The 12129-nt window shown below is 73.2% G+C and carries 11 protein-coding genes; 5 read left to right on the top strand and 6 right to left on the bottom strand.

Annotated features, from left to right (window positions below):
* From V7793_RS24190 to V7793_RS24215, 6 genes are all read right to left on the bottom strand, one after another.
* Positions 1 to 183: ATP-binding cassette domain-containing protein (locus V7793_RS24190; protein WP_336009864.1), on the bottom strand; the 183-nt coding region annotated here is incomplete at its 3' end.
* Complete coding sequence (locus V7793_RS24195; protein WP_336009867.1) at positions 171 to 1166, bottom strand: ABC transporter ATP-binding protein; 996 nt, start codon at positions 1164 to 1166, stop codon at positions 171 to 173. The genes V7793_RS24190 and V7793_RS24195, both read right to left, overlap by 13 nt.
* On the bottom strand, positions 1118 to 1945 hold the full coding sequence (locus tag V7793_RS24200) for an ABC transporter permease (RefSeq protein ID WP_336009869.1): 828 nt from the start codon (positions 1943 to 1945) through the stop codon (positions 1118 to 1120). Before V7793_RS24200 ends, V7793_RS24195 begins: the two co-directional genes overlap by 49 nt.
* A complete protein-coding gene (locus V7793_RS24205) occupies positions 1938 to 2903 on the bottom strand; it encodes an ABC transporter permease (protein ID WP_443057985.1) in 966 nt (321 codons plus the stop codon). The genes V7793_RS24200 and V7793_RS24205 overlap by 8 nt, the downstream gene beginning before the upstream one ends.
* Positions 2904 to 2935: 32 nt before the next feature.
* Positions 2936 to 4528, bottom strand: coding sequence for an ABC transporter substrate-binding protein (locus V7793_RS24210; protein WP_336009871.1), 1593 nt, complete (start codon positions 4526 to 4528; stop codon positions 2936 to 2938).
* Positions 4529 to 4596: 68 nt separating this feature from the next.
* Positions 4597 to 5673, bottom strand: coding sequence for a LacI family DNA-binding transcriptional regulator (locus V7793_RS24215; protein ID WP_443057986.1), 1077 nt, complete (start codon positions 5671 to 5673; stop codon positions 4597 to 4599).
* A gap of 206 nt (positions 5674 to 5879) precedes the next feature.
* On the opposite strand from V7793_RS24215, the gene V7793_RS24220 reads away from it, so the two are divergent.
* The 5 genes from V7793_RS24220 to V7793_RS24240 form a co-directional block, all read left to right on the top strand.
* Positions 5880 to 7187: an ABC transporter substrate-binding protein gene (locus V7793_RS24220; RefSeq protein WP_336009877.1), complete on the top strand. Its 1308-nt coding sequence runs from the start codon at positions 5880 to 5882 to the stop codon at positions 7185 to 7187.
* Positions 7184 to 8137: a carbohydrate ABC transporter permease gene (locus V7793_RS24225; RefSeq protein WP_336009888.1), complete on the top strand. Its 954-nt coding sequence runs from the start codon at positions 7184 to 7186 to the stop codon at positions 8135 to 8137. The genes V7793_RS24220 and V7793_RS24225 overlap by 4 nt, the downstream gene beginning before the upstream one ends.
* Complete coding sequence (locus V7793_RS24230) at positions 8134 to 8964, top strand: carbohydrate ABC transporter permease (RefSeq protein WP_336009880.1); 831 nt, start codon at positions 8134 to 8136, stop codon at positions 8962 to 8964. Before V7793_RS24225 ends, V7793_RS24230 begins: the two co-directional genes overlap by 4 nt.
* A 70-nt stretch (positions 8965 to 9034) precedes the next feature.
* Positions 9035 to 10312, top strand: coding sequence for a glycoside hydrolase 5 family protein (locus tag V7793_RS24235; protein WP_336009882.1), 1278 nt, complete (start codon positions 9035 to 9037; stop codon positions 10310 to 10312).
* Positions 10313 to 10637: 325 nt separating this feature from the next.
* Positions 10638 to 12129: endo-beta-N-acetylglucosaminidase (locus V7793_RS24240; RefSeq protein ID WP_443057987.1), on the top strand; the 1492-nt coding region annotated here is incomplete at its 3' end.

The raw sequence follows: 12129 nt of genomic DNA on the forward strand, positions 1-12129 counted from the left end.
GACGACGACGGTCCCGGAGTCCGGCCGGTGCAGCAGGGCGGCCACCCGGGCCAGGGTGGACTTGCCGCAGCCGCTGGGGCCGAGCAGGCCGACGGACCGGCCGGCCCCGACCGTCAGCGAGACCTCGCGGACGACGGGCGCGCGCCGGTCGTAGCCGGCGGTGATACGGCTCAGTTCGAGCACGCGGTCGTCTCCTCCGGGTGGTGGCAGGCCACGCCGCCGACCGGCTCCGGGAGCGTCCCGCACCGTGCGGTCGCCCGTGCGCAGCGGGGGGCGAAGGCGCAGCCGTCGGGCAGGTCGCCGAGTTCGGGTGGCATGCCCGGGATGGGGGTGAAGGCCCGTTCGGGCAGGGCGTCGAGCAGGGCGCGGGCGTAGGGGTGGCGGGGGCCGGGTGCGCCGAAGAAGGCGGGGGCTCCGGCGATCTCGACGATGCGGCCCGCGTACATGACGGCGACGCGGTCGGCGATGCGCCGGGCCGCCGCGAGGTCGTGGGTGATCATCAGCAGGGCGCGGCCGGTGTCGGTGTGCCGCCGCAGTTCATCCACCGTGCGGTCGACGAGGTCGCGGTCCAGGCCGGTCGTCGGCTCGTCGGCGAGCAGGAGCGGGGCGTCGCCGACGAGGGCGAGCGCGGTGGCGGCGCGCTGGGCGAGGCCGCCGGAGAGCTGGTGGGGATGGCGGTCCAGGTGGGTGGCGGGGAAGGCGGCCCGTTCGGCCGCGGCTTCGGCCGCTTCGCGCAGCCCGGCCTTGCGCAGACCCGTCAGCTCCCGGACGGTCTCCTCCAGCTGGGAGCGCACCGTGCGGACGGGGGTGAGGTGGGCGGAGGGGCTCTGCGGGACGAGGCCGATGCGGCGGCCGCGTACGGTGCGGGCGAGGGTGTGCTCGTCGGCGGCCAGGAGGTCGAGGCCGCCCAGGAGGGCCCGGCCGGTGGCCCGGGCGTTGCGGGGCAGCAGGCCGAGCAGGGCGGAGGCCAGGACGGATTTGCCGCAGCCGCTCTCGCCGATGAGGGCCAGGCACTCACCGGGGTGCAGCTCGAACGAGGCGCCGGTGACAGCGGCGATCTCGCGGCCGCCGCGCATCCGGAACCGTACGGACAGGTCGTCCACGGACAGCACGGGACTCACAGGCTCAGCTCCGATCGGCGGCGCGGGTTGAGCCGTTCCCGCCATGCGGCCGCCAGGCCCGCCACGGCCAGCGTGGGGACGATGATGAACAGCCCGGGGAAGAGCGTCGGCCACCAGTCGCCCGCGAGGAGGGAGCCGCGTGCGCTCTGGACCATGTTGCCGAGGCTCGCCTGGTGCGTGGGCAGGCCCAGGCCGAGGAACGACAGGGCGGACTCGTGCCAGATGGCGTGCGGGATCATCAGCACCGCCGCGAGCCCCGCCTGGGGCAGCACGGCCGGCAGCAGGTGGCGGACGGCCACGCGCCACCGCGAAGCACCGCCGGACACCGCCGCGTCGACGTACGGGCGCGAGCGCAGGGACAGCACTTCGGCGCGGACGATCCGCGCCGTCGACAGCCAGTGCGTGACGACGACGGAGGCGACCACCGGCCAGACGCCCGGGCGGAACATCGTGACGACGAAGATGCCGAGCAGCAGGTGCGGCACGGACGAGAAGAGGTCGACGAGCCGCATCAGCACGCGGTCCGTCCAGCCGCCGAGGGCGCCCGCGACCGCGCCGACCGCCGTGCCGATGACGGTCGCGGCGAGGGCCGCGGCAACGCCGACGAGGAGCGAGACGCGGAGCCCGTAGACGCTGCGCAGCAGCAGGTCGCGGCCCACCTCGTCGGTGCCGAAGGGGTGGGCCCACGAGGGCGGCTGCAGCTTGGCGGCGAGGTCGACGGCCTGCTGGTCCAGGGGCACGGCGAGCGGGACGACCAGCACGGTGAGGACGACGGCGGCCGTCACGGCGGCGGAGACGCGCGTCCGCGTGCGGGGGTCAGCCATCGAAGCCCACCCTCGGGTCGGCCAGCCCGTACAGCAGGTCGGACAGCAGGTTCCCCACCAGGACCGCCGCCGTCGCAAGGACGGTCAGGGCGGCGAGCAGCGGGAAGTCGACCTTGGTGGCGGCCTCGACGGTCGCGGAGGCGATGCCGGGCCAGCTGAAGACGGTCTCCACCAGCAGGGCGCCCGTGATGAGCTCGGGGACGCGGGAGCCGACGAGGGTGAGGACGGGCAGCAGCCCGGAGCGCAGGGCGTGGCCGAGGAGGACGGTCCGTTCGCGCAGGCCGCGGGCGCGGGCGCCGCGCACGGGGTCCTCGTCCAGCGCGTCGCCGACGCCCTGGCGCACGTAGAGCACGAACCAGGGCAGCTGGGAGACGGCGAGCACCGCCGCGGGCAGGACGACGTGGGAGGCGACCTGTCCGGGCGTGGCGACGTCGCTTCCGGTGTCGGTGAGTCCGCCGGCGGGCAGGGCGCCGAGCTTGAGGGAGAAGAGCCAGACGGCGAGGAGCCCGAGCCAGAAGGGCGGGGCGGCTTCGAGCGCGTACGCCAGGGAGGTCACGGCCCGGTCGAACAGGCCGCCCCGGCGGCGTGCCGCGAGGACGCCGAGCACGGTGCCGGCGGTCACGGCCAGGGCGAAGGCGATGCCGCACAGGAGCACGGACCAGCCGATGCGTTCGCCGATGACCTGGGCGACGGGCTGGCGGAGGGCCGCGGAGGTGCCGAGGTCGCCGGTGAGCGCGGAGGTCAGCCAGTCCCACCAGCGGGCGGTGAAGGGCCGGTCGGCGCCGAGGTTGTCGCGCAGCTGGTCGAGGACGTCCTGGCGGGCGCCGAGCCCGGAGCTGCCGGCGTAGGCCCTGGCGGGGTCGAAGGGCGAGGCCGCGGCGATCGCGAAGACCCCGAAGGTGACGGCGGCGAGCACGGGGACGGCGGCCAGCAGCCGCCGTCCGGCCATGCGCGCCATGGGCCCCCACGGGAGCCCGGCGGCGGCGCGGGTCACTTCTTCGGCTGCCAGTCCTCGACGTTCCACCAGGGCCCGGCGCCGAGACCGTGGTCGTGCGGCTCGACCTGGGCCGAGAGGTCCTTCCAGCGGTCGGTCATCACGTAGAGGTGGTCGACGTGGGTGAGGAAGGTGTAGCCGGGGTTGTCGGCGAGGCCGCGCTGGACCTTGTCGTAGGCGGCCTTGCGGGCGGCCTTGTCGCCGCTGCGCCGGCCTTCCTCGAGCGCCTTGTCGACGTCGGGGTTGCCGTAGGCGGCCATGTTGTTGAAGCCGTCGAGGGCGAGGGAGGAGTGCAGGAGGTTGTAGAGGTCGAAGTCGGGGTCGGCGGGGTTGCCGCCGCCGGCGAGGACCGCGTCCTCCTTCATCCGCGGCTCGATGACCTCCCAGGTGCCGCTCTGCACCTTGGCCTCGATGCCGGCCTTCTTGGCGTCGGAGGCGAAGGCGAGGGCGTGCTCCTCGCGGAGCTTGTCACCGGCGGGGAACCAGAGGGTGAAGGAGGCGCGCTGCCCGTCCTTCTCGCGGATGCCGCCGTCGCCCGGCTTCCAGCCCGCGTCGTCGAGCAGCTTCTCGGCCTTGTCCAGGTCGTGCGGGCGCTCGGTGCCCTTGGCGAACCACTCGCTGTCGGTGGGGACGGGGCCGTGGCCGGCCCGGCCGGCGCCTTCGAGGAGCTTGTCGACCATGGCCTTGCGGTCGACGGCGAGGTCGAGGGCGCGGCGCACGGCGATGTCGCCGGTGACCTTGTTCGCGGTGGGGAGGGTGACGCCGCGGAAGTCGGTGGTCTTCGCGGTGATGGTCACCTTGTCCTTGTCGCCCTTGAAGCCCCTGGCCAGGTTGGGCGGCAGGATGGCGCCGTCGAGGTCGCCGGAGCGCAGCCGCGTGGCGCGCACGTCGTCGTCCTTGATGATCGCCATGGTGAGCTTCTTGACCTCGGGCTCGCCGCCCCAGTAGCCGGGGTTGGCCTTGAAGGTCAGCTTCTCGCCCTTGCTCCAGCCGGTGAGGACGTAGGGGCCGGTGCCTATGGGGGCGGTGTTGAAGGAGCCGGTGTTGACGTCCTGGCCCTTGGCCGCGTGCTCGGGGACGATGGGCAGGACGGTGCGCTCGGCGAAGGGCGCGTAGGGGTACTTGAGCGCGAAGACGACGGTGTCGTCGGACTCGGCGGTGACCTTCTCGACGGCGTCGAGCTCGCCCTTGGCGGCGTTGTTGGTCTTCTCGTCGAGGAGGGTCCGGTAGGTGAAGACGACATCCTTGGCCGAGAAGGGCTTGCCGTCGCTGAACTTCACGCCGTGGCGGAGCTTGAAGGTGTACGTGCGCCCGTCGTCGCTGACCTTCGGGAGGGCGTCGGCGAGGGCCGGGCGGAGCTTCATCTGCGCGTCCCGCCGGAGCAGGCCGTCGAAGATCTTGGAGTTGCCGTCCTTGCCGTAGCCGAGGAGGGGGCTGAGGGTCTCGGGCTCGTTGGCGAGACCGACGACCAGGGAGTCCTTGGGCCCCTCGGCGCCGCTGCCGCCCGGTGCCGAGCAGGCCGCCGCGCCTGCCGCGAGAACGCCTGCCATGGCCGTGGCGGCCACTCCCCGTACGGACCGGGCCGTCATGCCCCACACCCCTGCTCAAGATCTGTCGACATATTGCTATTGCGAATCACTCGCAATTAAACAACAGGTCAAGGAGCACCCTTGCATGCGGGTCCGGTGCTCGCGCGCGGGCACAGCCTGGGAACGGCGTCCTGGACGCTGACCGGCGGGCCGCCGTCCAGGAGGGCGAGGAGGTGCTCCGCCGCGTGCCGGCCGAACGCCGCGGTGTCGCGGACCAGGGCCGTGAGCGCGGGGTGAGTGCTGCGGCAGAGCACCGAGTCGTCCCAGGCCACGATCGAGAGGGCGGCGGGTACGAGCACGCCGCGCCCGGCCGCCACCGCCAGGCCCGCCACGGCCATCACGTCGTTGTCGTAGACGATCGCGGTGGGAGGGCGGTCGCCGGCCAGCTCCCTGCGGGTGGCCTCGGCGCCCTGGGCATCGGAGTAGTCGGTGGTCACCGACCGCACGTCCGGCAGGCCGCGGCGGGCCGCCTCCGCGCGCAGGCAGGACATGCGGCGCCGGGTGTGGGCGAGCTCCGGCAGCCCCGCGATGTGGGTGATGCGGCGGTGGCCCAGGCCGTACAGGTGGCCGACGATCGAGGCCATCGCGCCGGTGTCGTCGGCCCACAGGGTGGAGATCGCGCCATGCGGAACACCCCGTCCGTCGAGCGCGCCGACGACCACGGCGGGCAGGCCGAGGCGGTCGAGCAGGGCCGGGCGGGGGTCGTCGGCCCGCGGGTCGACGACGAGCAGGCCGTCCACGCGGCGCTCGGCCCACCAGCGGCGGTAGACGGCGCACTCGGCGTCGAGGTCCTCCACGACCTGGAAGAGCAGCCCGAGGCCCCGGCCGGCGAGCACCTCCTGCACGCCGGAGACCAGCTGCAGGAAGAAGGACTCGACGCCGAGCGTGCGGGCGGGCCTGGCCAGGACCAGGCCCACGGTGGCCGCGCCCTCCCCCGAGAGGGCGCGAGCGGCGGTGCTCGGCTGCCAGCCCAGCTCCTCGGCGACCCGGCGGATGCGCGCGCGAGTGGCCTCCGAGACCCCCGGGCGGCCGTTGAGCGCAAAGGAGACCGCGCTCTCCGAGACGCCCGCCCGGCGCGCGATGTCCTTGATCGTCGGGCGGCGGGCCGGTGTGCGGCGCACGGCGCACCTCCCTTCGGCCGGCATCCGGATCGCCTGAGCGCTTGAGCACCGGGCGCTTGACACTGAGCGTTGAGCGCTTGAGCACTGAGCGCCTGAGCGGTAACACACTAAAGCGCATTAGTCGTTGACGACAGTATTGACTAACTCCCGTTCCGGGTGCACCTTTTGGACCGCTGCCATCGCCACCTTCCGCACCGTCACCTCCTCCCGACCGAAGGAGTTCGCCGGCCATGCCGATACGCCGTGGAGCCCTCGCCGCGACCGTTCCGCTGCTCGTGTCCGCCCTCACGCTGACCGCCTGCGGCTCGGGCGGATCCGGCTCCGGATCCGGGGAGGGCGGCGGCGCGGACGGGAAGCCCGAGGGCGACATCACCTTTCAGACGTGGAATCTGCGCAGCAATTTCAAGGACTACTTCACCGGCCTGGTGGCGGAATTCGAGAAGGCGCACCCGGGCGTCCGGGTCAAATGGCTGGACCAGCCGGCCGACAACTACGCGGACAAGCTCGGTGCGGACGCCGCCGCCGGGACCCTGCCGGACGTCGTCAACGTCTCCCCCGATCTGTCGTACCCGCTGGCCAAGGCCGGTCTGCTGATGAACCTCGACAAGGAGGCGGCCGCCGCGAAGTTCAAGGGCGAGTACACCCCGGAGGCGTGGCAGGGAAATGTGCTGCCGGGGCTGGACGGCTCGTACTCCTTCCCCTGGTACCTCAACACCGGCCCGCTGTTCTACAACAAGACCCTCTTCCGGCAGTCCGGCCTCGACCCCGAAAAGCCCCCGAAGACGTACGACGAGCTGTTCGCGGCGGCACGGACCATCGCGGAGCGCTCCGGCGGGAAGACCGCGACGCTCGGGGGCACCCCGGCCGTCGAGGACTTCGGCCGCTACGGCGTGAAGCTCATGAACGACGACGCCACCCGGTTCACCTACAACGAGCCCAAGGGCGTGGAACTGCTCACCGCGTACAAGAACCTCTACGAGCGCGGCGGCCTCGACCCGCAGGCGCTGACCAACACTCCGGACAAGACGGGGCAGAAGTTCCTGGAGCAGAAGGTCGCCATGAATCCGGGCAGCGCCCACGACCTCGAGAACTTCAAGAAGAGCGCACCCGGCCTCTACCGCAACCTCGGCATCACGGACGCGCCCAACAACACCGGAAAGCCCAACATGTACGTGATGGGCCTCGGTATCAACAGCCGCAGCAAGCACAAGGCCGCGGCCGTCGCCTTCGCGCACTTCGTCACCGGCAGGAAGAACCAGGAGGCGTTCGCCCACAAGGTCGCCGTCTTCCCCAGCACCAAGGGCTCGCTGGACGAGCCGTACTGGACGAAGGACGACGGCACGGACGAGGGCAGGGTGCGGGTGGCCTCCGCGAAGATGCTGAAGGGCGCGGTGAATTACACGCCGGTCGTGCTCAGCGAGGAGATGAAGACGGTCCTCAAGAACGAGGTCGCCAAGGCCCTCCAGGGAAAGAAATCGCCCCGGCAGGCTCTGGACGACGCCGTCGCGCAGAGCAACAAGCTGCTCAAGCAGGGCTGACGGGCGTGAAGCGGGTACGTACGCACCGGGCGGCCAGCCCCTGGCTCTTCCTGCTGCCCGGCCTCGGGACCGTCGTCGCCTTCAACCTGTACCCCTTCCTTACCACGCTCCACAAGGCGTTCACGGACGCCCGCACGCTGACCCCGGGCAGCTGGGTGGGGCTGCGCAACTTCCGGGAGCTGCTGGAGGACGAGCAGTTCTGGGTGGCCCTGCGCAACAGCGGCCTCTACGTCGTCCTCGTCGTGCCCTTCACCGTGCTCCTGCCGCTGCTGCTCGCGCTCCTGGTGCAGAAGCGGATCCCGGGCGTCGCGTTCTTCCGGTCCGCCTTCTACACCCCGGTCGTGGCCTCCGTCGTCGTGGTGGCCCTGATCTGGGAGTGGATGCTGGACGACCGCGGCCTGGTCAACGCCGTACTGCGCGTCCTCGGGGCCGGCCCGGTCTCCTTCCTCGGCGACGAGTGGCTGCTGCTGTTCAGCGCGATGGCGCTGACGGTCTGGAAGGGACTCGGCTACTACATGATCATCTATCTGGCGGCGCTGGCGAACGTACCGCGCGAGCTCCACGAGGCGGCCGCCGTCGACGGCGCCGGTGCCCTGCGCCGCTTCACCGCCGTCACCGTGCCCGCCGTGCGCTCCACGATGGTGCTGGTCGGCGCCCTGTCGTCGGTCGCCGCGTTCAAGGTCTTCTCCGAGGTCTACCTGCTGGCCGGGCCCACCGGCGGTCCGGCCGGCCAGGACACCACCCTCGTCATGCTCCTCCAGCGGACCGGCACGGGGCTCAACGGGCGCGTGGGCTACTCCTCCGCGATCTCCCTGATCGTCTTCGCCGTCGCCCTGGTGCTGATGCTGCTCGTGCTGCGGGCCGACCGGAGGGACGGACAGGACGCGCAGGACGGGCAGGATCTGCAGGGCCGGCAAGGCGGACCGGACCCGAAGGGCGGGCGGGCATGAACCGCACCACGCCCTGGGAGAAGGCCGTGCGCTACGTGCTGCTCCTCGCCGTCCTGGCCCTCACCGTCGGCCCGTTCCTCTGGCAGCTCTCGACCTCCCTCAAGAGCACCACCGAGGACATCTACACCTCCCCGCCGCGCTTCCTGCCGGCGCATCCGACCGGCCGCAACTACGCCGAGGTCGCGGACATCGTCCCCGTGTGGGACTACGCCCTGAACTCCCTCAAGGTCGCCGCCGCGAACGTGCTCACCAACCTCGCCGGCGCCTCCATGGCCGGCTACGCCCTGGCCCGGCTGCGGTTCCGCGGCCGCCGGGCGGCTGGGCTGGCCTTCGTCGCGGCCGTGCTGGTGCCCCTGGAGTCCGTCGTCATCGCCCAGTTCACGATGATGCGCGACTTGGAGCTCAACAACACGCTCGTCGCCGTCGTCCTGCCCGGGGCGGTCGGCGCGCTCAACGTGCTGCTGATGCGCAACGCCTTCGCCGCCCTGCCCTACGAGACCGAGGAGGCGGCCGTCATCGACGGGGCGAACGTCTGGCAGCGCTTCGTCCGCGTCGCACTGCCCTCGGTGAAGGGGACGCTCGCCGTCGTCGCGATCTTCTCGTTCATGGGGGCGTGGGACGACTTCCTGTGGCCGCTGATCGTCCTGTCCGACCCCGACCGCTTCACCCTGACCGTCGGCCTGAACTACCTGCACGGCACCTTCCAGCAGGACCCGCGGCTCGTCGCCGCCGGCACCGTCATCGCCGTCGCCCCGCTCGTCGTGATGTTCGTCTGCCTCCAGCGGTACTTCTTCCGCGGCGTCGGGGAGGGCGCCGTCAAGGGCTGACCGCCCGCCCCGCCTCCCCTGCTGCCGCCACCGCCCGAAGGGGCACCCACAGAAGGGACACCCGCGCCCCATGCGCTTCGGCGTCAACTACACCCCGGCCCGCGGCTGGTTCCACCACTGGCTCGACTTCGACCTGGACGACGTCCGCGCCGACCTGGACTCCGTGGCCGCGCTCGGTCTCGACCACATCCGCGTCTTCCCCCTCTGGCCCCTCTTCCAGCCCAACCGCACGCTGATCCGCCCGCGCGCCGTCGAACAGCTCGTCCAGCTGGTGGACGCGGCCGGGGAGCGCGGGCTCGACGTCAACGTCGACGGCCTCCAGGGGCACCTGTCCAGCTTCGACTTCCTCCCCTCCTGGACCACGACCTGGCACCGCCGCAACCTCTTCACCGACCCCGACGTCGTCGACGCCCAGGCCCGCCTCCTCACCGAACTGTCCGCCGCCCTCGCCGACCGGCCCCACTTCCTCGGCATGACCGTCGGCAACGAGGTCAACCAGTTCTCCGGGCCGCCCCACCCCGACCCCGACCGGATCCGGCCCGGCGACGCCGGCCGCTGGCTGCGGCGCATGCTCGCCGCGTGCGAGGAGGGAGCCCCGGGCAAGACGCATCTGCACGCCTCGTACGACGCCGCCTTCCACGACGGGGCGCACCCCTTCACCCCGGCGCACTCGGCACGGCTCGGCGCCATGACCGCCGTGCACTCCTGGGTGTTCAACGGCACCGCGCAGCGGCACGGGCCCGGTGACATCGCCGAACGCCACGCCGCCTACCTCGTCGAGCTCTCGAAGGCGTGGGCGGACGACGCGGCGCGCCCCGTATGGCTGCAGGAGGTGGGGGCACCCGCCCCGCACGTTCCCCCCGGCCGCGCCGCCGCCTTCACCGAGGCGACCGTCCGCCATGTCCTGGACTGCTCCGGCGTGTGGGGGGTGACGTGGTGGTGCTCCCACGACGTCGACCGGGCGCTGGCCGACTTCCCCGAGCTGGAGTACGGGCTGGGGCTGCTCACCAACGACCGCGAGGTCAAGCCGGCCGGGGAGGCGTTCGCCCGCCTCGCCCGGGAACATCGGAGCGGCGGGCCGTCCGGGTCGCCCGCCCCGCCCGGGTCCCTCGCCCTGCCCGGGCCGGCCGCGCCCCGGCGGACCGCCCTGGTCCTGGACGCGGGGGACGCCGAGGACGCGCCGGGGCGGGCGGCGTGCGCGCCGGGCGGAGCGTTCTTCGAGGCGTGGATGCGGGTCGCCTCCGGCGGAGGGCGGCCGGCGGTGGTGCTGGCCCAACGGGCCGGTGACGCGGCGCATCTGGCCGCGCGGGGCATCACCGAGGTCGTCGCCGTCGACGAGGCGGCCTAGGCGGTGCCGCCGTTTCCCGCCTCGCACCCGGGGCGCCGCCCCGAACCCCGGTCCTCGGACCCCGGACGGCTTGACGAGCGAAGGAGTCGCCGTGAATGACCGCCCCACGGACCCTACGGGCCCCACGCGCCCCACCGGTGTGACGCGCCGCAGAGCCCTCGCCGCCGGCGCCGGCGGACTTGCGGCCGTCGCCCTGCCCGGCGGGCGCGTAATGGCGGCCCCTGCGCCTGCCCCTACGCCTGTCCCTCCGCCTCCCCCCGCCCTCCAGCCGTACGCCTCCTACTGGTTCCCCGACAGCCTGCCGGCCGGTTCGCCGGAGCCGGGGGTGATCTGGCGGAGCCTCGCCTCCTGGGAGCCGGAGAAGGACCCCGACCTGCCGTTCAACCGGGCATCCGTGCCGCTCGCCGCCCGCTTCGCTCCGCCGCCGCCCAACGGCACCGCCCGCGCGGGCCGGGCCCGCGTCTGCGCGCTCGCCGCCTTCGCCACCACCTCGGGCAACCCCTCGCAGGGCGCGCCGACCGCCGACTCCTACGCACTCACCAACTGGGCCTACCTCGACGAACTGGTCTTCTGGGGCGGCTCGTCGGGCGAGGGGCTGATCCTGGCCCCCAACGCGCCGGTCGTGGACGCCGCCCACCGCAACGGCGTGCCCGTCCTCGGCACGGTGTTCCTGCCGCCCGCGGCCTACGGGGGACGACTGGGGTGGACGCGGGACCTGGTGCGGCGCGGGCCGGACGGCGGCTTCCCGCTGGCCGACCGGCTGATCCGGGTGGCCCGGGCGTACGGCTTCGACGGCTGGTTCGTCAACGCCGAGACGGACGGGGGCGATGCGCGGCTCGGCGCGGACATGCGCGACTTCCTCGCGTACCTGCGGGGACACGGCGAGGGCCTGCGGATCACCTGGTACGACGCGATGGCCGTCTCCGGCGGCATCGACTGGCAGAACCGGCTCAACAAGCACAACGCCCCGTTCTTCCAGGCGGCCGGCTCGATGTTCCTGAACTTCGACTGGGACCGCTCCGGGCTCGTCTCCTCCGCCGCCCTCGCGCGCCGGCTGGGACGCAGCCCGTACGACCTGTGGGCGGGGATCGACGTGGAGGCCCGCGGCTGGGACACGCCGGTGGACTGGGACGCGGTCGTCCCGGCAGCGGGCGCGCACGTCACCTCGTACGGCTTCTACCGCCCCGAGTGGACGTGGAAGAGCCTGCCCGCCGGAGGGCGCGGCCCGGCCGCCTTCCACGCGCGCGACGACCGCTTCTGGTCCGGGCAGGGCCTCGACCCGTCCGCGCCGGAGGCGGGGCCGTGGCGGCCGCCGGCCGCGTCGGTCGCCGACCGGTCCACGCTCACGGCACTCCCGTTCGCCACGACCTTCAACACCGGGCACGGCCTGGGCTGGTACGAGAAGGGCCGGCGGACGGGCGACTCCGCGTGGAACCACCTGGGGCTGCAGGACCGGCTGCCCGGCCGGCGCTGGACGGTCCGCACGGAGGGCACGCGGCCGGAGGTCGGTTTCGACTTCGCCGACGCCTGGCGGGGCGGCAGCAGCCTGCTCGTCGACGGCAGGCTCGCCGGGGCGGCGGCGGTCGAGCTGTACGCGGCGCGGCTGCCGTTCCCGGACTCCACGGTGGTCGAGCTGGCCCAGCGCACGGACCCCGGCTCGGCGGCGGTCCGCGTCGAACTGGCGGTCGCCGTGGACGAGGAGCCGTACGCCTTCCTGCCGGCCGGCATGCTCCGCGCCGGCGGCCGCGGCTGGACCACGGTCACCGTACGGGCCGGGGCGAAGCTGCGCGGCCGCAAGGGGCGGACGATCCGCTCGC

The organism is Streptomyces sp. KLMMK, from assembly GCF_036961605.1.
Taxonomy (GTDB): domain Bacteria; phylum Actinomycetota; class Actinomycetes; order Streptomycetales; family Streptomycetaceae; genus Streptomyces; species Streptomyces telluris.